Annotated in this window: 23 protein-coding genes; 5 read left to right on the top strand and 18 right to left on the bottom strand. The window is 66.9% G+C overall.

The features are described 5' to 3' along the window. Window positions 1-454 precede the first annotated feature (454 nt). The 5 genes from fdhE to ACWPW1_RS17345 form a co-directional block, all read right to left on the bottom strand. Window positions 455-1,372 carry a formate dehydrogenase accessory protein FdhE gene (fdhE, locus tag ACWPW1_RS17325; RefSeq protein WP_059315877.1) on the bottom strand — a complete coding sequence of 306 codons (918 nt, stop codon included), beginning with the start codon at window positions 1,370-1,372 and terminating at the stop codon, window positions 455-457. Between the two features lie 188 nt (window positions 1,373-1,560). Further along, the gene (locus ACWPW1_RS17330; RefSeq protein ID WP_059315878.1) at window positions 1,561-2,184 is read right to left on the bottom strand and encodes a formate dehydrogenase subunit gamma; all 624 of its coding nucleotides are present in this window, start codon (window positions 2,182-2,184) and stop codon (window positions 1,561-1,563) included. Between the two features lie 45 nt (window positions 2,185-2,229). Continuing rightward, complete coding sequence (fdxH, locus tag ACWPW1_RS17335) at window positions 2,230-3,189, bottom strand: formate dehydrogenase subunit beta (RefSeq protein ID WP_160923247.1); 960 nt, start codon at window positions 3,187-3,189, stop codon at window positions 2,230-2,232. Beyond that, window positions 3,189-6,269: a formate dehydrogenase-N subunit alpha gene (fdnG, locus tag ACWPW1_RS17340; protein WP_156428969.1), complete on the bottom strand. Its 3,081-nt coding sequence runs from the start codon at window positions 6,267-6,269 to the stop codon at window positions 3,189-3,191. The genes fdxH and fdnG overlap by 1 nt, the downstream gene beginning before the upstream one ends. 345 nt (window positions 6,270-6,614) lie before the next feature. Then, window positions 6,615-6,866, bottom strand: a complete 252-nt coding sequence (locus ACWPW1_RS17345) for a hypothetical protein (RefSeq protein ID WP_454253535.1) — start codon at window positions 6,864-6,866, stop codon at window positions 6,615-6,617. A gap of 359 nt (window positions 6,867-7,225) precedes the next feature. On the opposite strand from ACWPW1_RS17345, the gene ACWPW1_RS17350 reads away from it, so the two are divergent. Next, window positions 7,226-8,686 (top strand): SulP family inorganic anion transporter, encoded by a 1,461-nt coding sequence (locus ACWPW1_RS17350; protein ID WP_434774844.1) that lies wholly within the window; start codon window positions 7,226-7,228, stop codon window positions 8,684-8,686. A gap of 60 nt (window positions 8,687-8,746) precedes the next feature. Beyond that, the gene (locus tag ACWPW1_RS17355; protein ID WP_313649406.1) at window positions 8,747-9,595 is read left to right on the top strand and encodes a universal stress protein; all 849 of its coding nucleotides are present in this window, start codon (window positions 8,747-8,749) and stop codon (window positions 9,593-9,595) included. A gap of 18 nt (window positions 9,596-9,613) precedes the next feature. On the opposite strand, the gene arfB is transcribed toward ACWPW1_RS17355, so the two are convergent. The 5 genes from arfB to ACWPW1_RS17380 all read right to left on the bottom strand — a co-directional run bounded on the left by arfB (window position 9,614) and on the right by ACWPW1_RS17380 (window position 12,689). Further along, complete coding sequence (gene arfB, locus ACWPW1_RS17360) at window positions 9,614-10,030, bottom strand: alternative ribosome rescue aminoacyl-tRNA hydrolase ArfB (protein WP_323149527.1); 417 nt, start codon at window positions 10,028-10,030, stop codon at window positions 9,614-9,616. Beyond that, complete coding sequence (locus ACWPW1_RS17365; protein WP_454253536.1) at window positions 10,027-10,662, bottom strand: DsbA family protein; 636 nt, start codon at window positions 10,660-10,662, stop codon at window positions 10,027-10,029. The genes arfB and ACWPW1_RS17365 overlap by 4 nt, the downstream gene beginning before the upstream one ends. 1 nt (window position 10,663) lies before the next feature. Then, complete coding sequence (trhO, locus tag ACWPW1_RS17370) at window positions 10,664-11,617, bottom strand: oxygen-dependent tRNA uridine(34) hydroxylase TrhO (RefSeq protein ID WP_323149525.1); 954 nt, start codon at window positions 11,615-11,617, stop codon at window positions 10,664-10,666. 123 nt (window positions 11,618-11,740) lie between these two features. Further along, window positions 11,741-12,052, bottom strand: a complete 312-nt coding sequence (locus ACWPW1_RS17375) for a BolA family protein (RefSeq protein WP_271655720.1) — start codon at window positions 12,050-12,052, stop codon at window positions 11,741-11,743. A 100-nt stretch (window positions 12,053-12,152) separates the two neighbouring features. Further along, on the bottom strand, window positions 12,153-12,689 hold the full coding sequence (locus ACWPW1_RS17380; protein WP_059315889.1) for a DUF2059 domain-containing protein: 537 nt from the start codon (window positions 12,687-12,689) through the stop codon (window positions 12,153-12,155). Window positions 12,690-12,862: 173 nt separating this feature from the next. Here ACWPW1_RS17380 and ACWPW1_RS17385 point away from each other — a divergent pair, with 173 nt between their 5' ends. The 3 genes from ACWPW1_RS17385 (at window position 12,863) to ACWPW1_RS17395 (ending at window position 15,759) form a co-directional block, all read left to right on the top strand. Beyond that, entirely contained in the window at window positions 12,863-14,257 is a 1,395-nt protein-coding gene (locus ACWPW1_RS17385; RefSeq protein WP_059315890.1) for a class II fumarate hydratase, read from the top strand. Continuing rightward, window positions 14,244-14,864 carry an NAD(P)H-dependent oxidoreductase gene (locus tag ACWPW1_RS17390; protein WP_059315891.1) on the top strand — a complete coding sequence of 207 codons (621 nt, stop codon included), beginning with the start codon at window positions 14,244-14,246 and terminating at the stop codon, window positions 14,862-14,864. The genes ACWPW1_RS17385 and ACWPW1_RS17390 overlap by 14 nt, the downstream gene beginning before the upstream one ends. Window positions 14,865-15,168: 304 nt before the next feature. After that, entirely contained in the window at window positions 15,169-15,759 is a 591-nt protein-coding gene (locus ACWPW1_RS17395; RefSeq protein ID WP_454253537.1) for an RBBP9/YdeN family alpha/beta hydrolase, read from the top strand. Here the strand turns inward: ACWPW1_RS17395 and ACWPW1_RS17400 are convergent. Genes ACWPW1_RS17400 through gspF form a run of 8 tightly spaced genes read right to left on the bottom strand, consistent with a single transcriptional unit; the run spans window position 15,743 to window position 21,081 of the window. Continuing rightward, window positions 15,743-16,435, bottom strand: coding sequence for a hypothetical protein (locus ACWPW1_RS17400; protein WP_434774849.1), 693 nt, complete (start codon window positions 16,433-16,435; stop codon window positions 15,743-15,745). The genes ACWPW1_RS17395 and ACWPW1_RS17400 overlap by 17 nt on opposite strands. Then, complete coding sequence (locus ACWPW1_RS17405) at window positions 16,432-16,854, bottom strand: hypothetical protein (RefSeq protein ID WP_454253538.1); 423 nt, start codon at window positions 16,852-16,854, stop codon at window positions 16,432-16,434. Before ACWPW1_RS17405 ends, ACWPW1_RS17400 begins: the two co-directional genes overlap by 4 nt. Next, window positions 16,851-18,017 (bottom strand): hypothetical protein, encoded by a 1,167-nt coding sequence (locus ACWPW1_RS17410; protein ID WP_454253539.1) that lies wholly within the window; start codon window positions 18,015-18,017, stop codon window positions 16,851-16,853. Before ACWPW1_RS17410 ends, ACWPW1_RS17405 begins: the two co-directional genes overlap by 4 nt. A gap of 4 nt (window positions 18,018-18,021) precedes the next feature. Next, the gene (locus ACWPW1_RS17415; protein WP_059315896.1) at window positions 18,022-18,609 is read right to left on the bottom strand and encodes a prepilin-type N-terminal cleavage/methylation domain-containing protein; all 588 of its coding nucleotides are present in this window, start codon (window positions 18,607-18,609) and stop codon (window positions 18,022-18,024) included. Continuing rightward, complete coding sequence (locus ACWPW1_RS17420; RefSeq protein WP_271655726.1) at window positions 18,606-18,950, bottom strand: type II secretion system protein; 345 nt, start codon at window positions 18,948-18,950, stop codon at window positions 18,606-18,608. The genes ACWPW1_RS17415 and ACWPW1_RS17420 overlap by 4 nt, the downstream gene beginning before the upstream one ends. Continuing rightward, window positions 18,947-19,405 carry a GspH/FimT family pseudopilin gene (locus ACWPW1_RS17425; RefSeq protein WP_454253540.1) on the bottom strand — a complete coding sequence of 153 codons (459 nt, stop codon included), beginning with the start codon at window positions 19,403-19,405 and terminating at the stop codon, window positions 18,947-18,949. The genes ACWPW1_RS17420 and ACWPW1_RS17425 overlap by 4 nt, the downstream gene beginning before the upstream one ends. Before the next feature lie 6 nt (window positions 19,406-19,411). Further along, window positions 19,412-19,852 carry a type II secretion system major pseudopilin GspG gene (gene gspG, locus ACWPW1_RS17430; RefSeq protein ID WP_454253541.1) on the bottom strand — a complete coding sequence of 147 codons (441 nt, stop codon included), beginning with the start codon at window positions 19,850-19,852 and terminating at the stop codon, window positions 19,412-19,414. A 23-nt stretch (window positions 19,853-19,875) separates the two neighbouring features. Next, window positions 19,876-21,081: a type II secretion system inner membrane protein GspF gene (gene gspF, locus ACWPW1_RS17435; protein ID WP_454253542.1), complete on the bottom strand. Its 1,206-nt coding sequence runs from the start codon at window positions 21,079-21,081 to the stop codon at window positions 19,876-19,878. Between the last annotated feature and the right edge of the window lie 19 nt (window positions 21,082-21,100).

Here is a 21,100-nt window from a genome sequence, read left to right on the forward strand (position 1 = left end):
TCCGGTTGTCAGCCGCGACGAGATCGCGGCCTGTCACAGTGGTAGTTCCGGCCGGAGTGGCCTAGCGGTCTGACGGCCAGGCTGGCGTCGGCTGCTGCGGGAGCCCTACCACGGGCAAAACGGACGTTGCGGTCATTGTTATCCCCTCATCAGATGGGCACGCCGACGAAGCGGCGCAATCTCCATACTAGACGCCTTCCCTGCGCCGCGTGATAGAAGGTTTTGTGCTCGTCGATAGACTGGCTCTGCAAGATGACCTGCGGGTGACAGCGGCGTGATAGCCCGTTCCCAGCGATGGGAGCGGCGTGCAATGGCCCTGCAAAGACTCGCGGCCTGGCGTCAGGACTGCCGGGCCGCCGCGGTTGCCGGAGGAGCGTGCCTGGTAGCCGCCGCTACCGGTAGAAGAAGGTTCGCCAGGACGACCGCCCTGCCCCGGGCGGCCGTGGCGTTCGGCCTAGCCGGGGGCGAACAGCAGGTTGGGCGCGTGGCGTTCGTAGCCCTCTTCCGCCAGGCGTACGTCCAGCGCCAGGCTGGCAAGGTCCGCGGACAGGGGTTCGCTGCGAGCGTCGTAGTCGCGGTAGAGGTGCTTGAGGTAGGTCTTGCAGTGGGCGCAGGTCTCGGCGCGTAGCGGCGCCTTCTGGGCGTTGGCGTCGTCGGTGCTCAGGGAGTAGTAGCCCAGGCCCTTGCCAGTCTCGCAGTGGCTGCACTTGACCCGTACGAAGTGCCACTCGCAGGCGCACAGCGAGCAGGTGAGATACCTCAGGCCATTGGCCTTGCCCAGGTGATGGATGATGCCGGCCATGGGCGGCGCGCCGCAGCAGGGGCAGAGGGTCTGGCTGCCCTGTTCGCGCAGGGCACTGAAGTCACTGCGCTGCAGCCAGTGGGTCCAGGCTACCTGCAGGGCGGCGCCGAGGAAGGGCACCACGCCGGCGGGCACCAGCTCATAGCTGCCGGCCAGCAGGGCGATGGCCCAGGCCTTGCGCTGGCCGGCATCGGCCTGGCGCAAGGCGTCGAGGGCGGCCCGTACCGGCGCCTGCTCGACCGTGCAGGCCTCCAGCAGCGCATCCAGCGCGGGCAACCAGTCACCTTCGCGGACCAGGGTGTCGTAACCCAGCGGCGGCAGACCGTGGGCCAGGCTCTGGGCGCTGCGGGCCTCGTCCAATGGCAGGGGCGCGAGCTGGTCGAAGACCCCTTGCTGGGCCTCGCACAGGTCGGCCATCAGCAGCAGGTAGTCACTCAGCGCATTGCCGGTGGCCAGCAGTCGCAGGCGGTCGGCGCGATAGCCGAACAGCTCGCCACCAGGCAGGAGGATGAAATCGGGGTTGACGGCCGCGGCTTCGATTTCGCCGGGCTCGAGGATCTGGCCCGCCATGGCAGGGCTCCTTAGGAAAACGGTGGAAGATAGAGGATTCAGGATAGCGGGCGGGTCGGGATGTTGGGCTCTGCTGCCCTCACCCCAACCCTCTCCCGGAGGGAGAGGGGGTCAGATCGGTGCGCAGGAGAAATCCCGCGCTCCTAATCCGTAGGTTGGGTTGAGCGCAGCGAAGCCCGACAACAGGCTCACTTCTTCTCGCGGGTGACCTTCTCGTACCACAGCGAATGGTGCTTCTTGGCCCAGGCGCGACTGACCCAACCGGTCATCATCGCGGTCACCGAGCCCTTGATCCAGATCCCCGCATAGATGTGCACGATGATCGACAGCACCAGCACGAAGGCGGCGACGGCGTGGGCCAGGGCGCCCAGGCGGATCACCGGGATGGGGAACAGGTGGGCGAAGTACTGCCGCCAGATGACCACGCCGCTGACCAGCAGGATCAGCATGCAGGCCAGTAGCACCCAGAACAGGATCTTCTGCCCGGGGTTGTACTTGTCGATCGGCGGCAGCTTCTCCTCGCGGTTGTTCAGCACGTCGTTGATCTGCTTGAGCCACTGGGCGTCTTCGCGGCCGATCTTGTTGTGCCGCCAGAAGCGGATCACCAGAAAGGCGAAGAACAGGAACATCGCCACACCCATGAAGGGATGCAGGATGCGCGTCCAGGTGCCGCCGCCGAACAGGCTCGACAACGGAAACAGCGCGGGGTGGAACAGCGCCAGTCCCGACAGCCCGGCCATGAAGAACAGGATCGCCACGATCCAGTGGTTGGTCCGCTCGTTGGCGTTGTAACGCTGGATTTCAGGTTTCATCTCGATCTCCCAGGACGCCCCCGGCTAACCGGGGGCGTACACCTGCTAGGGCTGCTTGTCGTGCGGATCGAAGATCTGCACGGACGGACTCAGCTGCTTGACCTCGCCCTTGGGCGCATCGCCCTCGTGACGGGGCGGCGCCTCGACCACTTCGTCGTCGTCATCGGTCCGGTTGGGACCGACGCGCACGTAGTGGAAGAAACCGGCCAGCACCGCCGCGCCCATGGCGAACAGCGCCAGGGGTTTGGTGAAGCCCTTCCACAGCCCCACGGTGGGGCTGATGGTCGGATCCTTGGGCAGGTGGTTGTACAGCTGCGGCTGGTCGGCATGGTGCAGCACGTACATGACGTGGGTGCCCCCTACCCCAACCGGGTCGTACAGACCGGCGTTCTCGTAGCCGCGGCTCTTGAGATCGACGATGCGCTCGGCGGCATGCTCCTTCATCTCGTCCTTGGTGCCGAACACGATGGCGCCGGTCGGGCAGGTCTTGACGCAGGCGGGCTCTAGGCCGACCCCGACCCGGTCCGAGCAGAGGGAGCACTTGTAGGCCTTATTGTCCTTCTTCGAGATCCGCGGGATGTCGAAGGGGCAACCGGCGATGCAGTAGCCGCACCCGATGCAGTGGTCCTGGTTGAAGTCGACGATGCCGTTGGCGTACTTCACGATGGCCCCCGGACTCGGACAGGCCTTCAGGCAGCCCGGCTCGGCGCAGTGCATGCAGCCGTCCTTGCGGATCAGCCACTCCAGCTTGCCGGCCTCGTCCTCGTGCTCGGTGAAACGCATCAGCGTCCAGGAGTCCGCGGTGAGGTCCGCCGGGTTATCGTAGGTGCCGTGGGTATGGCCCACCTCGTCGCGCAGCTCGTTCCATTCCGAACAGGCGACCTGGCAGGCCTTGCAGCCGATGCACTTGGACACATCGATCAGCTTGGCCACTTCCGCCTGATTGCGCACGGACGGATAAGCCGTAGTCGTCGCGGAGCGGGCGTAGATATCTTGGCTTGCCATCACGCTTTCTCCACGTTGACCAGGAACGACTTGAACTCGGGCGTCTGGGTGTTCCCGTCACCCACGAAGGGAGTCAGGGTGTTGGCCAGGTAACCCATCCGTGCCACACCGGAGAAGCCCCAGTGGATGGGGATGCCGATATGGTGCACCGTTTCGCCATTGACCTGCAGCGGACGGATCCGCTTGGTCACCACCGCCTTGCAGACGATGTGGCCGCGCTTGGAGCTGACCCGTACGAGATCACCCGCGGCGATGCCCTTCTGCTTGGCCAGCACCTCGCCGATCTCGACGAACTGCTCGGGCTGGATGATGGCGTTGAGGCGGCAGTGCTTGCTCCAGTAGTGGAAGTGCTCGGTCAGGCGGTAGGTGGTGGCCGCATAGGGGAAGTCCTTGCGATCGCCGAAGTCCGCCCAGTCGTCCTTGAACACCCGCGCCGCCGGGCTGTTCAGCGCCTTGCGGTTGTTGGGGTGCAGCGGGTTGACGCCGATGGGCGTTTCGAACGGCTCGTAGTGCTCCGGGAAGGGCCCCTCGGCCATCTTGTCCAGCGAGAAGAAGCGCGCTACCCCTTCCGGGTTCATGATGAACGGACTCATCCCGTCGCCAGGCTTGCCGTCGATCTTGAAGTCCGGCACGTCGGTACCGCCCCACTTCTGCGCCTTGTCGTTCCACCAGACCAGCTTCTTGCTCGGGTCCCACGGCTTGCCGCTAAGATCCGAGGAGGCACGGTTGTAGAGGATGCGGCGGTTGTTCGGCCACGACCAGGCCCAGCCCAGGGTCTGCCCCATATGGAACGGATCGCTGTTGTCGCGCCGCGCCATCTGGTTGCCCTGCTCGGTCCAGGCGCCGCAATAGATCCAGCAGCCCGAGGCGGTACTGCCGTCGTCCATCAACTGGCCGAAACCGGCAAGTTGCTGGCCAGCCTTGGCCGAAACGGCGCCCTTGGCATCGAGCACGTCGGTCACAGCGTAGCCGTTGAACTCCTTGGCCAACTCCTCCGCCGAAGGCTCTCCTGGTTTGGCATAGGGCCAGGAAAGGCCCAGGATTGGATCAGGAAAGGCACCGCCGTCCTGGCGATAGGCCTCGCGCAATCTGAGGAACAGTTCGGACATGATGACGATGTCGCTTCGGCCCTCGGCAGGCGCTTCGGCACCCTTGAAGTGCCACTGCAGCCAGCGGCTGGAGTTCACCAGGGAGCCGTCTTCCTCGGCGAAGCAGGTGGTGGGCAGGCGGAACACCTCGGTCTGGATTTCCGCGGTATTCACATCGTTGTGATCGCCGTGGTTGCGCCAGAACTCGGAGGTCTCGGTGGCCAGCGGATCCATGATCACCAGCCACTTGAGCTTGGACAGCCCGCGCATCACCTTGGCCTTGTTGGGGAAGGCGGCGATGGGGTTGAAACCCTGGCAGAAATAGCCGTTGACCTGACCCTTGCCCATCATGTCGAAGTAGCGCAGCACATCGTAGCCAGCACCCGTGACATCGACCTTGGGCAACCAGTGGTAGCACCAGTCGTTATCCTTGGTGGCGTTGTCGCCGTACCACGCCTTCATCAGGCTGACGTGAAACTTGCCGTAGTTCTGCCAGTAGCTCATCTGTCCCGGACGCAGCGGCTTGCTGGCGCGTCGGTCGATGAAGGCGTGGTAGTCCTGCTCGCCGTCGGCGCCGATGGTCAGGTAGCCCGGCAGCTGGATCGACAAGAGACCCAGGTCGGTAAGGCCTTGGATGTTGGAGTGACCGCGCAGGGCGTTCATCCCGCCACCGGGCATACCGATGTTGCCAAGCAGCAGCTGCACCATGGCGCCGGCACGAATGATCTGGGCGCCAATGGAGTGCTGAGTCCAACCTAGGGCATAGAGGATGGTCATCGTGCGACCGGGCGCCGAAGTCTCAGCAATCTCGGCCCAGACCTTCTGGATCGCCTCAACGGGCGTACCACATACCTGACTGGCCACTTCCAGGGTGTAGCGGCTGTAGTGCTGCTTCATCAACTGGAAGACGCAACGCGGGTGCTCAAGCGTTGCATCGATCTTGACGAAGCCGTCGTCGCCGATCTCGTAGCCCCATTGAGTCTTGTCGGTATAGGTACGTTTTTCAGCGTCGTAGCCGGTATACAGGCCGTCTTCGAAGGAGAAGCCTTCCTTCACGATAAAGCCTACGTCGGTGTAGTTACGGACGTATTCGTGCTGGATTTTGTCGTGAGTGATCAGGTAATTGATCAACCCGCCCAGGAAGGCAATGTCGCTGCCGGTCCGGATGGGGGCGTAGTAGTCCGCAACCGAGGCAGAACGGGTATAGCGCGGATCGACCACGATCAGCCGGGCGTTGTTGTGCGCCTTGGCCTCGGTGACCCACTTGAAACCACACGGGTGCGCTTCAGCGGCATTGCCGCCCATGATCAAGACGAGGTTAGCGTTCTTGATGTCGCTCCAGTGATTTGTCATGGCGCCACGGCCAAACGTCGGGGCAAGACCTGCCACCGTCGGGCCGTGTCAAACGCGCGCTTGGTTATCGAAGGCCAACAGGCCCAGATTCCGCGCGATCTTGTGCGTCAAATAACCGGTTTCATTGGAGGACGCCGAGGCGGCCAGGAAGCCCGTGGTCAGCCAGCGATTGACCGTCTGGCCCTTGTCGTTGGTGGCGATGAAGTTGGCATCGCGGTCTTCCTTCATCAGGGTAGCGATGCGGTCAAGCGCCTCGTCCCAGCTGATGCGGGTCCACTCGTTGCTGCCAGGCTTGCGCACCTCGGGATACTTGAGGCGATTGGGGCTGTGGATGAAATCCAGCAGGCCGGCGCCTTTCGGGCAGAGGGTGCCACGGTTGACCGGATGGTCGGCGTCGCCCTCGATGTGAATGATGTTCTGGGCCACGTTCTTGGCCCGGTCACCCATGCTGTACATGATCAGGCCGCAGCCGACCGAGCAGTAGGGACAGGTGTTGCGGGTTTCCACGGTGTGCGCCAGTTTGAAATGGCGCACCTGGTCGGCAAAGGCGGCTGTGGGAGCCATGCCTAACGCCGCCAGGCTGGATCCCGCAAGGCCGACTCCAGCGACCTTGAAGAATTGCCGACGGTTCATATCCACGTTTTCTTGTCCTCGTTCAGGCTGGGCCCGGTGCATAGCCAGGCCCTGAGGCAAGAGTAACTCAATCGTTTGGCTTATTGAGCGCTTCGCCCTTGTCGCCGATCAATGGAAGTCATCCTTTTGTCCCCTAACCCGACGCTGCCTGACGAATGGCCTTGGCCTCCCGTTCAGCCGGCGCGCTGTCTGCCTGCAGGGGATTGTCGCCCCGTTCCAGTAGCCGTTCGCCAACCAGTCGCGAGCCGCTGACCTTGAGGTGGTTGCCGTCCTGATACAGCGGCGTTCCGTCCAGCGCGGAATGGCGGCGCTGGCATCGCAGGTGATCGCTTCGGGATCCAGGGTCACCGGTTACGGATAGCGCGGCTTGAGGTCGTCGAGGATCAGGGGGAAAGGCTCCTGGCGCCGCACCACGTCTTCCCGCTCGATGGAGCAGTCGTTGGCGGTATGAAAAAGCCTGTTCTTGACCAGGCAGGTGTCGCGTTCGGCGCCGATCTCGGGGATGCCGGCAAGATCACTGGCGTGGCACCACTCTGGATGGGCGGGGCGCGCCAGGAATGCCGAGACAGCCCCGGCAAGCAGGCGGCACGGCCACCGCTGCAAGGTTGGCTGCGCATCCCGTCGCGCAACGCGTCTTCAAGCCCTGGATCGAACAGAGGTTACCGGAACAATATACTTATAATTCAATAGCTTGAACGATCTGACTGATGGCTATTTGCTACCAACGAAACGGTCACCAATCTCGCTGATTCGGCAGTATCGGCAAGTCATGCTAAGCTCGCTAACTTTCCTCGCGATACCTACGGACCCTTTGCCATGTCCAATCGCCTGCCGACGCCGCCATAGTCGAGCGCGCTACCATCCTGCCTGGTAGCCGCGCCTGCGGCGCGTGACCTTTCCGTTCCGCCCTGTGGTTTCTCCGCGACCGTACCCCTCGTGCCGTCGCCTGTTCTGGATACGCCATGAAAAGTGTTTCTCCCCGCGCCGACATCCTGGCCGGTCTCACCACGTCCTTCGCGCTGGTGCCCGAGTGCATCGCGTTCGCCCTGGTCGCCCATCTCAATCCACTGATGGGGCTCTATGGCGCCTTCTTCATCTGTACCCTCACGGCCCTCTTCGGCGGACGGCCCGGCATGATCTCCGGCGCCGCCGGCTCCATGGCGGTGGTGATCGTCGCCCTGGTGGTCCAGCACGGCGTGCAGTACCTGCTGGCCACGGTGGTGCTGGGCGGCCTGCTGATGATCGCCTTCGGCCTGCTGCGCCTGGGCAAGCTGATCCGCATGGTGCCGCACCCGGTCATGCTGGGCTTCGTCAACGGCCTGGCCATCGTCATCGCCCTGGCCCAGCTGGAACACTTCAAGCAGGGCGACACCTGGCTCAGCGGCGCCCCGCTGTATCTGATGATCGGCCTGACCCTGGCGACCATGGCCATCATCTGGCTCCTGCCGCGCCTGACCCGTGCCGTGCCGCCAGCGCTGGCGGCCATCCTTGGCGTGGGGCTGGCGGTGTATTTCCTCGACCTGCCGACCCGCACCCTGGGCGACATGGCCCACATCGCCGGCGGGTTGCCGCAGCTGGCCCTGCCCGACATCCCCTGGACGCTCGAAACGCTGCAGATCATCCTGCCCTATGCGGTGCTGATGGCCCTGGTCGGTCTCCTGGAAACCCTGCTGACGCTGAATCTCACCGACGAGATCACCGAGAGCCGCGGCTTGCCCAATCGTGAGTGCGTAGCCCTCGGCGCGGCCAATATGGCATCCGGCCTGTTCGGCGGCATGGGCGGCTGCGCCATGATCGGCCAGACCATGATCAACCTGAGTTCGGGCGGCCGCGGCAGGCTATCGGGTCTGGTCGCGGGGATCCTGATGCTGCTCTTCGTGCTGTTCCTGTCGCCGCTGATCGAGCGCATTCCGCTGGCGGCGCTGGTCGGCACCATGTTCGTGGTCGCCCAGCAGACCTTTGCCTGGGCCTCGTTGCGCGTACTGCACCGGGTGCCGCGCAGCGACACCCTGATGATCATCGCCGTCACCGTGATCACGGTGTTCGCCGACCTCGCCACCGCGGTGCTCTGCGGCATCGTCCTGGCCGCGCTCAACTTCGCCTGGCAGCACGCCCGACGCCTCTATGCCGACAGCCATCTGGAAGCCGATGGCAGCAAGAAGTACCAGGTGCACGGGACCCTGTTCTTCGCCTCCACCGCCACCTTTCTCAACCAGTTCGATCCTGCCGGCGATCCGCCCAAGGTGGTGGTGGACTGCAGCCACCTGAGCTTCGTCGATTACTCCGCCGTGGCGGCACTGCGCACCCTGCACGAGCGCTATGCCAAGGCCGGCAAGCGGGTGCGCGTATTGCACCTGTCCGCTCGCTGCAAGCAGCTGCTGCGTCGTGGCGGCGTGACGGACGACCTCGCCCTCGGCGATTGAACCCCTGACGGCGCCTTCGGGTCTCTCCCAGCAATGTCCTGCTTTCGGAGACCCGCGGCCATGTCCAAGATCCTCGCCTGCCTCGACGGCTCCGCCGTGAGCGCCGCCGTCTGCGACTTCGCCGCCTGGGCCGGGATCGCCCTGGACGTCCCGATCACCCTGCTCCACGTCCTGGATCAGCGTCGCTTTCCCCGCCCCGGCAACGGCGTTCCGGCGCCCCTGCTGGGCAACCGCGAGCAGCTGCTCACCGACCTTGCGGCCCTCGACGTCCGGCGCGGCGATCTGGCGGAAGATCAAGGCCGGTTATTGCTCGACGCCGCCCAGCTGCGGGTGGAAGAGCAGCGGGCGCGTTGCGCTGGCGCCGTATTGCAGCATGGCGATCTGATGACTTCGCTGGAGAGTCTGCAGGAAGACTTCGACCTCATCGTGCTGGGTCGCCAGGGCGAGGACAGTCCACCCAAGCGACTGATCGGCCGCCATCTGGAAAGCGCCATCCGCCTCCTGCATCGCCCCCTGCTGGTGGCCGGCCACCTGTTCGTCAAACCCAGCGGCGTGCTGCTGGCCTATGACGACAGCAGCAGCGCCCGCAAGGCGGTGACCTGGGTGGCCAACTGCAGCCTGTTCGATGGCCTCGTCTGCCACCTGGTAACCGTCGGCCGCGACCGCGAAGAGCGCCGCGCCGCCCTCACCCGCGCCGCCGACGAACTCCAGGCCCAGGGCCGTCAGGTCATCACCGCCATCACCGATGGCGACGTGGAACTGGGCCTGGAGCGCTATCGCAAGCAGCACGGCCTGGAGCTGGTGGTGATGGGCGCCTTCGGCCACTCCCGCCTGCGCCACTTCTTCATGGGCAGCAACACCCGCAACATGCTGGAGACCGCTGGCAGCGCGCTGATCGTGGTGCGTTAAAGCCGGATCGACCACACCCTAGAAATCCACCCGCCCGCGATTGGCCTTGACGCCGCTGCGGCGGGACTTGCCCTCCAGGCGGCGCTGCTTGGAACCGTAGGTGGGCTTCGTCGGGCGACGTGGCTTTTCCGGAACGTTGGCCGCAGCGATCAGCGCGGCCAGGCGTTCCAGGGCGTCGGCCCGGTTCTGTTCCTGGGTGCGGTACTGCTGTGCCTTGATCACCACCACGCCCTCGCGACTGATGCGCTGGTCGCGCAGACCCAGCAGGCGCTCCTTGAGCGCTTCCGGCAGCGAAGAGGCCTGGATGTCGAATCTCAGGTGGACGGCGCTGGAGACCTTGTTGACGTTCTGGCCGCCCGCGCCCTGGGCACGTACCGCCACGAGCTGGACTTCCTGCTCCGGCAGCGTCAGGCGCTCATCGATGACCAGGCTCACGCTGGGTGCGCGCCGCGGATCAGCCAGGCGTCCAGCAACGGCTCCAGCTCGTCCAGCGGCTGGTAGCCGTTGGTGATCAGAGCCAGTTGGCCCGCACGCTCGGCCAGCAGGGTCGGGAAGCCGGCGATACCCAGATTCAGGGCCCAGTCGAAATCCGCCTGAGTGGCCTGGTGCGCGGGTTCGCCATCGAACAACGGAGCGAACTCGATGCGCGGCAGGCCACAGGCCTCGGCCAGCTCCACTAGCAGCGCCGGCTGGGTGACGTCGCGAGCCTCGACATAGAAGGCCTGCTGGATGCGCTTGGCCAGCGGCCAGACCGCGTCTTCATCAAGCTGGCGGGCGGCGACCAGAGCGCGGCACGCCGGCTCGGTGTCGTACACCAGGCCTTCCGGCGGGCCCTGGTCCAGAGCGAAGGGCTGGCCGGTGGTCTCCTGTACCGCCTGCCAGTAGGCCAGGGTGCGCACCCGGCTGGCGGTGTCCTGGGCCGCCCGCTCGCGACGCAGACCGCCGACCACCAGGCGCAGGGAGATGCCCTGGGCGGCCGCCCGCTCGGCCAGGCGCTCCACCACCGGGGCGAAGCCCCAGCACCAGGAACACATGGGATCCATCACATAGAGCAGGCGACCGGGCATCCTAGACCTCCTCTAAGCTGGGCGTGGCGTTCAACCGCGGATCGCGGCCGATGGGATGGGGTTCGTTACGCAGGCGGGCCAGTTCGATCTGCTTTTGCCGCTCGCGGGCACCGGCACGGGTCTTTTCCGAAAGCGAATCCCAGCAGTGCGGGCAACTGATGCCGGGGCTGTAGTGCGGCGACTGCATGTCCTCGGGCGAAACCGGATGGCGACAGGCGTGGCACTGGTCGTAGACCCCTTCGGCCAGCTCGTGGGTCACGGTCACGCGGTTGTCGAAGACGAAGCACTCGCCCTCCCAACGCGACTCGGCCGCCGGGACTTCTTCGAGGTACTTGAGGATACCGCCCTTGAGGTGGAAGACCTCGGGAAAGCCCTCCTGCAGCATGAAGCTGGAGGCCTTCTCGCAGCGGATGCCACCAGTGCAAAACATGGCGACCTTCTTGTGCCGGGCCGGATCGAAGTGCTCGCGGATATAGGCCGGGAAATCGCGGAAACTCTTGGTCTTGGGGTCGATGGCGCCCCTGAAGCTGCCGATGTCCACCTCGTAGTCGTTGCGGGTGTCGATCACCAGTACCTCGGGATCGTCGACCAGGGCGTTCCAGTCCTGGGGTTCGACATAGGTGCCCACGCGCTGGTTGGGATCGACGCCGGGCACGCCCAGGGTGACGATCTCCTTTTTCAGCTTGACCTTGGTGCGATAGAAGGGCTGCTCGGCGCAGTAGGATTCCTTGTGGTCGATGTCGACCAGACGCGCATCGGCGCGCAGCCAGGCGAGCACGGCGTCGATGCCTTCACGGCTGCCGGAGACGGTGCCGTTGATGCCTTCCTCGGCCAGCAACAGGGTGCCCTTGACGTCGTTCACCAGCAGGGTCTGCAGCAGGGGTTCACGCAATTGGACGTAGTCGTCCAGGGTGACGAACTTGTACAAGGCCGCCACGACAATCTTGTCGGTCATCTTCGGGTTCCCAGAGGTCGCCCTCGCAAAGGGCGGACCGGTTAGACGAAAACGCCGGCAAGGATGCCGGCGCCGGTCAAATTTTAACCAATTAGCAGGGCACCGAACAATGGCGCCCTGAAATCAACCCGCCAGGTCGTGCTTGCTGCCGCCACGGCAGGTGGGCGAATCCGGCGCCTGACCCCGGGCCGCCCACTCCTCCGGGGTATAGGTGTGCAGCGCCAGCGCATGGAACTGGCCCATGAGCTCGCCCAGGGTGCCGTAGACCTTCTGGTGGCGCTTCACCGAGTTGAGGCCGGCGAAGTGTTCGCTGACCACCACCGCCTTGTAGTGGGTCTCCTGGCCGCGACTGTGCATGTGGCTTTCGTCCTGCACCTCCAGGTACTCGGGTTGCAACAGGCCCAGGCTGGACTGGATACGTTCGCGCATGCTCATGGGGATACCTCGACTGTGAGAACCGTCATTCTAGCGAGCCTGGGCACCGCCCGGAAACGACAAAGCCCGGAACGGGTCCGGGCTTTGCGGCATGGCTGAATCAGCGCTTGGCGGGCGGGGTAGCGTTGCCGGCCCCGGCCGGCGGCTTGACGCCCAGCTCCTTGTCCATCTCGGCGAGGATGCCATTGACCTTGGGCACCGCCTGCTCCAGCTTGGCCTGGGTCATCTGCGCGGATTGGGCCGACAGGCGCGGCAGCGTGGCGATCATCTTCTTGCCCAGATCCGACTGGTAGAACTTGATCAGGCCTTCCAGCTCGTCTTCGGTGAAGTTGTCGGTGTACAGCTTGACCATCTCGGGCTTGATCTTTTCCCAGCCGATGGTGCTGTCCAGCGCCTGATTGGCGCGAGCGGTATAGCTTTCCAGCACGGCCTTCTTAGCCGGCGCCTTGGCCTGCTCGAAATGCTGGGCGAAGAGCTGCTGTACCTGGGCATAGACCGGGGTGGTCAGCTTGTCGGCGTTGGCCAGCTTGAGAAAGCGCTCTGCGTCGGCTGCGTGGCTTTTGGCGTCGGCCAGGGCCAGACCACTCGCGCTGGACAGCAGGACGAGGGCACCGAGCGTACGGAGAGTCTTTTTCATGGGCGTCCTTGGGGATGCGAAAAATGGACGGGAAGTCTGGCAGAGATGGGCTGAATGCCAGCTGAACTGCCCACGACACCTCGCACAATTGAGAATACTTCCCATTTGGGAACCCTGGCGCTAAGCTGCTGCCCAACTTAGCTGGACCCACACATTCCTAAGCGGAGACCGCCATGAGCCGTACCGAAACCGATAGCATCGGCCCCATCGAAGTGGCCGACGACGTCTACTGGGGCGCCCAGACCCAAAGGTCGCTGGAGAACTTCGCCATCGGCAACCAGCAGATGCCGCTGGCGGTGGTGCATGCCCTGGCGACGGTGAAGAAGGCCGCCGCCCGGGTCAATCTGCGCCTTGGCGAATTGCCGGAAGATGTCGCCACCCTCATCGAAAAGGCCAGCAGCGAGATCCTCGATGGCTTCCATGACGACCAGTTTCCCCTGGTGGTCTGGCAGACCGGCAGCGGCACCCAGAGCAACATGAACGTCAACGAGGTCATCGCCGGCCGCAGCAACGAGCTGGCCGGCAATGGCATGGGCGGCAAGCAGCCGGTCCATCCCAACGACCACGTCAACCGCGGCCAGAGCTCCAACGACTGCTTCCCCACCGCCATGCACATCGCCACTGCCCTGGCGGTCCAGAACGACCTGCTGCCGGCCATCGCCGAGCTGTCCGGCGGATTGGCGCTGCAGTCGGCACGCTACCAGAACCTGGTCAAGACCGGTCGCACTCACATGATGGATGCCACCCCGGTGACCTTCGGCCAGGAACTGTCGGCCTTCGTCGCCCAGCTGGACCTGGCCGAGCGCGCCATCCGCAACGCCCTGCCGGCGGTCATGGAACTGGCCCAGGGGGGTACCGCGGTCGGCACCGGCCTGAATGCGCCCAAGGGCTTCGACGAAGCCATCGCCAAGGAAATCGCCGAACTCACCGGCCTCCCCTTCGTCACCGCACCGAACAAGTTCGCCGCCCTCGCCGGCCATGAACCGCTGGTAGCCCTGCACGGCGGCCTCAAGACCCTGGCCGTGGCGCTGATGAAGATCGCCAACGACCTGCGCCTGCTGGGCTCCGGTCCGCGCGCGGGCTTCGCCGAGGTCAGGCTGCCGGCCAACGAACCGGGCAGTTCCATCATGCCGGGCAAGGTCAACCCGACCCAGTGCGAGGCGCTGTCGATGCTGGCCTGCCAGGTGATCGGCAACGACGTCACCGTCGGTTTCGCCGCCAGCCAGGGTCATCTGCAGCTCAATGTCTACAAGCCGGTGATCGCCCATAACGTCCTGGAATCCATCCGCCTGCTGGCCGATGGCAGCCGCAACTTCAACACCCATTGCGTCACCGGCATGGAGCCGGATGAGCACAAGATGGCCGAGCACCTGGAGCAGGGGTTGATGCTGGTGACGGCGCTCAATCCGCACATTGGCTACGACAAGGCTGCCGAGATCGCCAAGAAGGCCTATGCCGAGAACAAGACCCTGCGCGCTGCCGCGCTGGAGCTTGGCTACCTGACCGACGAGCAGTTCGATCAGTGGGTACGCCCGGAGACCATGCTGGAAGCCGGTGGCCGTGGCTGAGGCCCGCGGCGCCACGCCGCTGGAGGGGGATGGCCGGCGCCTGCTGGTCATCCAGGGCAATCCCAAGAGCACCAGCTTCTGCCAGTCGCTGGCCGACGCCTATGTCCAGGGCGCCCAGGCCAGCGGCCAGGTGGTGCGTCAGCTCAAGCTGGCCGATGCCCAGTTCGACCCGGTGCTGCGCGAAGGCTATGACCTCTCTCAGACCCTGGAGCCGGATCTGCTGGAAGCTCAGCGGCAGATCCACTGGGCCGAGCACCTGGTGTTCATCTACCCGGTGTGGTGGAACGGCCTGCCAGCGGTATTGGCGGGCTTTCTCGAACGGGTGCTGCAGCCGGGCTTCGCCTTCGCCCAGCGCGACCAGACCTGGGGCGGCGAACCCCTGCTGACCGGGCGCAGCGCCGAACTGCTGGTCACTTCCGATACCCCGCCTTCCCCCTGGCAGCGCCTGCGCAACCAGGCGCCCCATCGCCAGGTCATCCAGGAAGGCCTCGAAGCCTGCGGCATCCAGGTGCTGCAGGTGCACGAGTATTCGCCGGTGCGGGCGGCCGACGAGGAGCAGCGGCTGCGCTGGCTGCAGGAAGTGGAACGCCTGGGGCGGAACGAGTAGTCCAGCCAAGGGCCTTGGCAGGTTGGGTTGAGCGCCAGCGAAGCCCGACGGAGCGGAGGCCTTGATACCGGCAGTGTTGGGCTTCGACGGTAGAGCCGTCTCAGCCCAACCTACGGTGTTTCGCGGCCATGGCGGTCCACCGATACTGCCCCTCCTACGCGGTGCTACCGGTAGGAGCGGCCCATGGCCGCGATCACACCCTGCCCCTGAATCCATCGGCATAACCAAAGCGCCTTTTATTCTTTCTCCTCCAGAACATCCGCCGTCACTATCGGCTCTCCCCTTTTGTCCGCGGAGATCCGCCATGACCCGCTATCTCATCCTGCCCGGCTGGCAGGGCTCCGGTCCCGACCATTGGCAGACCCACTGGCAGCGCCTGCTGCCTGACGCCCGCCGCGTCGAGCAGGAGAACTGGCAGCGCCCCGACCCGCAGCGGTGGGTAGCGGCGCTCGACCGGGCCATAGGGCAAGCCAGCACCCCGGTGGTGGTGATCGCCCATAGCCTGGGCTGCGTGACCGTCGCGCGCTGGGCCGCCAGCGCCCCGGTGGCCCGACGGCAGCGGGTACTCGCCGCCTTGCTGGTCGCTCCGGCCGATGTGGAGCGACCCGGTTGCCCGGTGGAACTGGTGGGGTTCGCGCCGCTACCGCGCCAACCACTGCCCTTCCCGACACGGATGGTGACCTCGGACAACGACCACGCCATCAGCCTCGCCCGGGCCGAAGCCCTGGCACGCGACTGGGGCAGCGACCTGGACATCCTGCCGGGCGCGGGCCATATCAATACCCGCTCCGGGCATCGGCAGTGGGAAGAAGGTTTGCTGCACCTGGCCAAGTTGGGGCCGCCCAGGGCCTCCGGGTCGCCTGAACGGCGCTCGGAGGTCAGAAACGTCCCATGACCTGGGTCTGGCCGGCCTTGAGCCAGCCGATGCTCTGCAGCACCGGGGCGATCTCGCTGCCGGGCTGCGCCGTACCCTGCACCTGCCCCCGCCAGTTGGCCAGGCTCAGGCGGATCTCCAGCTGATGCTGGGCCCCGCGTTCGAAGACGCCCTGCAGCCAGGGCGCCGTCTGGCAATCCACCTGCAACCGGGCCTCACCCAGGGCCAGGCGGCGGGGCACCAGGACCTGCAAGGCATCGCCTTGCCAGCTGCCACTGGCGGCCTGGCACCGGCGCCAGCTGCCTGCCAGCCGTACCTCGCCCGTCAGCCGGCCGGCCAGCAGGGCGCTGCCCGGGGCCTGCAGCCAGCGCAGATCGCCGCCGGCGAGATCGGCCTGCCACTGCCAGGGCCAGCCACTCAGGTTCATTCCCCAGGGCGCGCCCTCGGGCTCGCCTACCGTGACCTGCAGCTTGCCCGGCCAGCGCAGGTGCCACTGCCAGGGCCCGGCACCACCACCCGACCAGGCGAGGCGCTGCATGCCGCCGCCGAGCAGGGAGCCCTGCAAGCCGACCGGCGTGACCTGGGGCGGCAGCAGGCGCGGCAGCCAGTCCGCGGCCGGCCAGTAGAGCAGGCAGCCCAGGACGAAGATCAGGCAGGCGAACAGGGTGAACGCCAGGCGCACGAGCCAGCGAGTCATGGCGCACGCTCCACCAGTACCGCCAGGACTTCCAGTTCGAAGGCCACGCCCGTCGGCTGGCTGCGAATTCTCAGGGTCCGGGGTAGCCAACCCCGCGCCCGCGCCCAGACCTGCAACCGTTCCACGGCGCCCACGTCGAGCGCCTCGCCACGCACCTGCCAGACCGGCTCGGCCAGGGTCAGGGCGCTGAAGGTCACGCCGTCGACCGCCCCGCGCCAGTCGGCCTCCTGCAGCGGCTGGGCGACGGGCAGCGCCCGGGCCTCTTCGGCGAGGCGAACCCAATCGGTGGTGGCTAGGCGGCTACCCGGGGTGGCGCGCAACAGCAGGATGGCGGCCAGCACCAGGATGACCAGCCCGCCAAGGGCCAGCCGCTGGCGCTCGGCGGGCAGGCGCTGCCAGTGCTGAAGGATGGTGCTCATGGTCGCTTCTCCACGGGGCTAGCCAGGCGCAGGGTCAGGCGCCCGGCCTGACGCTGCCACTGCAGGGTATCGAATTCCTGGCCGAGCCGGGTGCGCAGGGCCTTGTCCAGGCTGGCGGGGCCGTCCAGCACCACGCGGATGCCCTGCTCGTCCAGCGCCCATTCCACCAGCCGCCAGCCGGGCTGGGCGCCGAGCGCAGCGCCCAGCGGACCGCTGAGGCGCTGCCAGAGGCGCCACTGCCCTTCCAGCTGCCGCTGGGCCCGGCTGGCCAGCTGGAGTTCGCGCTCGGCGCGACCGGCATCGAGGCGGTCACTGGCCAGGCCCAGGCGCTGGGCGACAACGTCCCGGTCGAGCCGCGCCAGGCGCCCGTGCTGGACCTGTTGCACGCCCAGATGCAGCAGCGCCAGCCCGGCCGCCGCGGCCATGCCCAGCAGCAGGGGTCGGGGCAGCCCCAGGGACGGCCGGCGACGGCACTGGCCCTGTCGCGGCCAGAGGTCCTGGGGCGCCGAGCCGGCGACCGCATCGGGCCAGAGCCGCTCAGCGGACGCCGCGGGTCCCGCGTCGATCAGGGCCGCCAGGGCCGGCGGCAGATTGCCTTCGAGCGCGGCTGGCCAGGTCAGCCAGACCTCGCGGTCATCGGTGCGGGTCTTGAATCTCAGGCTGTCGTCCAGGCGCAGGCCGATCCCACCCCCGGCCGATGGATCGGGCAGGAACTGGAAGTCGACCCAGCAGGCGGCCACTGACCAGCCAACGGCGGCGCAGTGTTCGCGCCAGGCGTCCAGCAGCGCCCGGTCCAGGGCCAGCAGGCGCAGCCGTCCGGGCGCGCGACCCAGGCATACCAGGTGCTGGCCGCTGGCATCCTCCAGCAACTGATCTTCCAGCAGCAGCCCCCACTCGTGCGGGCGCAGTCCCTTGGGCGCGGCCACATCGAACAGGCTGCACTCTTCGCCGTGCAGCAGCAGGGTGACCGGCTGGGCCGCCGCCGGCAGCACGGCCATGGCCTGGAGCTGGTCATCCTGCAGATGCGCGGCCATTACCGGATTGTCCGGGCCGGGCGGGCCGGGATGACGCGTGCGCAGCAGCAGGCGGTTGCCGGTACGAGCCGGGCTGAAGTCGCGGCGGATCAGGGGCAGGAGGCGCCCGAACAGTGGAGAGGCGTGCATGGCGTCAACCGGTCTGAGGCAGGGCGAAGGTGCAGACATAGCCGGCGCCCTGGAGGGTGAAGGTCAGCCGCACCCCGTTGGCGGGTTCGGCCAACGGCGGATAGGCGAGCCAGCGCCCGCCGCCATGGAATTCCAAATTCAGGCGCTCGACGCCTGGCTGATCGAGGACCTGCTGCCAGGCGGGAGCATCCACCGCGTCCAGCTCGGCGCTACGGCTCAGCCGCAAGCGGTCGGTGCTGGCGTTCCACTCCAGACGCTGGCGGCGCAAGCGCCCGGCCCCCTGGTCCGCGCCCACCGGCAAGGCATCCAGGGCGACCCAGTCCAGTCGGTTCTCGGCGGGGTGCCAGTCCAGCACGGCGTTGTGCAGCGGCCGGCGCTGTTCCTGCAGCGGTCGCCAGACCAGTCCGGCCAGGCGCCGATCCAGCAGGCCGCAGATGTCCAGCACCCGCGCGTTGGTCGACTCCCGGGCGGCCAGCCGGCCACGCGCATCGAGCCAGAGATTGACCAGGCTACCGAGCAGCACGGCGAGCAGCGCCGTGAGCGCCATGGCCAGGAGCACCTCGATCAGGGTCATGCCCTGCTGGCGGCTCATGGGCGGGCTCCGGCATAGAGCGGCCAGTCGCCCAGCGCGCGACTAAAGGCGGCATCGGCATAGAGCGAGAGTCGCTGCGCACCCAGGGCTCCGCCGGCGGCTTCAAGACGCCAGTAGCAGCGGTCGCCGCCCTGGCTCAATTCGCCCTGCCCCGCGGCCAAGCCTTCCACCTGCCAGCGGGCATTGAGCTCGCGGGCGCAGAGCTGGGCCAGTTCGCGGGATTGGGCGACGCCGGCGATGTCCAGCCGCTGACCGATCACCTGGCTGACACCCACGGCCATGAAGGCGACGATGGCCAGGGCCACCAGCACCTCCAGCAGGGTGAATCCGGTCTGCCTCATGGCCGTTCCACCGAGGCGCGGCCGTGCGCGTCCACCACCAGCAGCCACTGCCGTTCCTCTTCGGCGAAGGCGAGGCGCTGAGCATGGGTATCGCCGTTCGGCCACCAGATCAGGCGCGGCTGAGCGCTGGCCGGTTCGGCCAGGTGCAATCCCGCCGGCCAGTGCCCGTCAGGCAGATCGGCGCTGGCCAGGGGCTGCCAGCGTGGGCCACGGGCGTCACCCACCAGCTGCAGATAGCGAAAGCCGGCGGCGTCGGCCTGCCAGCCGAGGATGCGTCCGCTGCGGCGGGCGCTGTCCCGCGCCAGCTGGAAATCGCTCGCCAGGCTTTCCAGCCGCCACTGTCCGGCCGGACTGCCACCGCCGAGGCGCGCCACGCCCACCGCGGTCAGCAGGCCGACGATCAGCAGCACGACCATCAGCTCCAGCAGGGTAAAGCCGTCCTGGCGCGCCGACATAGGGGTTCAGAGCGTCCAGTTGCCGATGTCGGCATCGCTGCCCTCGCCGCCTTCACGGCCGTCGGCGCCGAGGGTATAGAGGTCCACCCGGCCGTGTTCGCCCGGAATGCGGTAGCGGTAGGCGGCGCCCCAGGGGTCCTCCGGCAGGCGGCGGATATAGCCGTCGGCGCGGTAGTTGCGCGGCTCGGGGGCCTGGGTCGGCTTGCTCACCAGGGCGGCGAGGCCCTGCTCGGAAGTGGGATAGCGCAGGTTGTCCAGGCGGTACATGTCCAGCGCCTGCTCCAGGCTGGCGAGATCGGCGCGGGCCTTCTGCTGCATGGCCTTGTCCTGGTTGTCCAGCACATTGGGCGCGACGATGGCCACCAGCAGGCCGATGATGAAGATCACCACCATGATCTCGATGAGGGTGAAACCGGCCTGGCGGGCGGCTACGGCATGGGAAGGCATCGCGAAAGTCTCCTTGGGGCGCATCAGAGGTTGAGCGCCTGGTTGAGCTGCATGATGGGCAGCAGGATGGCGAGCACGATGGCCAGTACCACCCCGCCGAGCACGAGGATCAGTACCGGCTCGAACAGCGCCAGGGCCAGGTCCACCTGTTGGTTGAAATCCCGCTCCTGGGCATCGGCGACCCGCTCGAGCATGGCGTCGAGGGTGCCGCTGGCCTCGCCGCTGGCAACCATGTTCACCAGCAAGGGGGGAAAGACGCCGCTACGGTCCAGGGCCCGGCCGAGGCCGGTACCGGAGGTGACCTGTTCGATGGCCGCTTCCAGGGCATCGCGCAGGACCTGATTGCCCAAGGTGGCGCGGCTGACCTGCAGACCTTCGAGCACCGGGATGCCGCTGCCGACCAGGATCGCCAGGCTGCGGGTCAGGCGGGCGCTGTCGAGAGTGCGCAGCAACTCGCCCAGGCGTGGCAGACGCAGCAGCTGGCGATGCCAGCGTCGCCGCCACTCAACCTGGCGCAACAGGCGCTGCAGACCTAAGCCGGCCAGCAATAGCAGGCCCAGCAACCAGGGCCCGAAGATCAGCAGGCCGTCACTGACGGCCACCAGGGCGCGGGTGATCCAGGGCAGTTGCAGGCCGCTGTGGATGAATTGCTCGGTGAGCTTGGGCACCACGAAGGTCATCAGCCCCGCCACCACGGCGACCGACACCAGGGCCAACGCCAGCGGATAGATGAGCGCGGTGCGCGCCTTGTGGCGCTGGCGCTGCACCCGTTCGAGATAGTCGGCCAGGCGTTCCAGCACCGGACCCAGGCGTCCGGCCCGTTCGCCAGCGGCCACCAGGGTCAGGTACAGCGGGTCGAAGGTGCCCGGATGGCGCCCCAGGCTGTCGGCCAGGGTATAGCCCTCGCGCACCTGGCCCAGCAGATCCAGCAGCAGCGCCTTGAGCGCCGCCTGGCGACTCTGGCGCTCCAGCATCTGCAGGGCGTCGGCCAGGGGAATGGCGGCGCCCACCAGGGTCGCCAGCTGGCGGGTGAAGTCGGTGCGGCTGTTGGCATCCAGTCGTCCGGCGCGGCTGCGCGCGCCCCGCGCCGGACCCGCCGCCTGCAAGGTGCGGGGAAAGAGGCCGCGCTCGCGCAGCAGCTGGCGGGCATGGCGCTCGCTCTCGGCCTGGATGACATCGCGCTGGCGACGCCCCTCGCCGTCCAGCGCCAGGTAGCGGTAGGCCGGCATCAGCGCAACGCTCCGCCGC

The sequence above is a fragment of the Pseudomonas sp. Marseille-Q7302 genome, assembly GCF_965111925.1.

Excerpts from the sequence above, each read along its gene's own strand:
- ACWPW1_RS17355 (WP_313649406.1), top strand. The coding sequence starts at position 8,747 with ATGTCCAAGATCCTCGCCTGCCTCGACGGCTCCGCCGTGAGCGCCGCC.
- ACWPW1_RS17375 (WP_271655720.1), bottom strand. The coding sequence starts at position 12,052 with ATGAGCATGCGCGAACGTATCCAGTCCAGCCTGGGCCTGTTGCAACCC.
- trhO (WP_323149525.1), bottom strand. The coding sequence starts at position 11,617 with ATGACCGACAAGATTGTCGTGGCGGCCTTGTACAAGTTCGTCACCCTG.
- ACWPW1_RS17330 (WP_059315878.1), bottom strand. The coding sequence starts at position 2,184 with ATGAAACCTGAAATCCAGCGTTACAACGCCAACGAGCGGACCAACCAC.
- ACWPW1_RS17350 (WP_434774844.1), top strand. The coding sequence starts at position 7,226 with ATGAAAAGTGTTTCTCCCCGCGCCGACATCCTGGCCGGTCTCACCACG.
- ACWPW1_RS17385 (WP_059315890.1), top strand. The coding sequence starts at position 12,863 with ATGAGCCGTACCGAAACCGATAGCATCGGCCCCATCGAAGTGGCCGAC.
- fdhE (WP_059315877.1), bottom strand. The coding sequence starts at position 1,372 with ATGGCGGGCCAGATCCTCGAGCCCGGCGAAATCGAAGCCGCGGCCGTC.
- ACWPW1_RS17410 (WP_454253539.1), bottom strand. The coding sequence starts at position 18,017 with ATGCACGCCTCTCCACTGTTCGGGCGCCTCCTGCCCCTGATCCGCCGC.
- ACWPW1_RS17425 (WP_454253540.1), bottom strand. The coding sequence starts at position 19,405 with ATGTCGGCGCGCCAGGACGGCTTTACCCTGCTGGAGCTGATGGTCGTG.
- fdxH (WP_160923247.1), bottom strand. The coding sequence starts at position 3,189 with ATGGCAAGCCAAGATATCTACGCCCGCTCCGCGACGACTACGGCTTAT.
- ACWPW1_RS17415 (WP_059315896.1), bottom strand. The coding sequence starts at position 18,609 with ATGAGCCGCCAGCAGGGCATGACCCTGATCGAGGTGCTCCTGGCCATG.
- gspG (WP_454253541.1), bottom strand. The coding sequence starts at position 19,852 with ATGCCTTCCCATGCCGTAGCCGCCCGCCAGGCCGGTTTCACCCTCATC.
- ACWPW1_RS17400 (WP_434774849.1), bottom strand. The coding sequence starts at position 16,435 with ATGACTCGCTGGCTCGTGCGCCTGGCGTTCACCCTGTTCGCCTGCCTG.
- gspF (WP_454253542.1), bottom strand. The coding sequence starts at position 21,081 with ATGCCGGCCTACCGCTACCTGGCGCTGGACGGCGAGGGGCGTCGCCAG.
- ACWPW1_RS17365 (WP_454253536.1), bottom strand. The coding sequence starts at position 10,662 with ATGCCCGGTCGCCTGCTCTATGTGATGGATCCCATGTGTTCCTGGTGC.
- ACWPW1_RS17405 (WP_454253538.1), bottom strand. The coding sequence starts at position 16,854 with ATGAGCACCATCCTTCAGCACTGGCAGCGCCTGCCCGCCGAGCGCCAG.
- ACWPW1_RS17395 (WP_454253537.1), top strand. The coding sequence starts at position 15,169 with ATGACCCGCTATCTCATCCTGCCCGGCTGGCAGGGCTCCGGTCCCGAC.
- ACWPW1_RS17420 (WP_271655726.1), bottom strand. The coding sequence starts at position 18,950 with ATGAGGCAGACCGGATTCACCCTGCTGGAGGTGCTGGTGGCCCTGGCC.
- ACWPW1_RS17380 (WP_059315889.1), bottom strand. The coding sequence starts at position 12,689 with ATGAAAAAGACTCTCCGTACGCTCGGTGCCCTCGTCCTGCTGTCCAGC.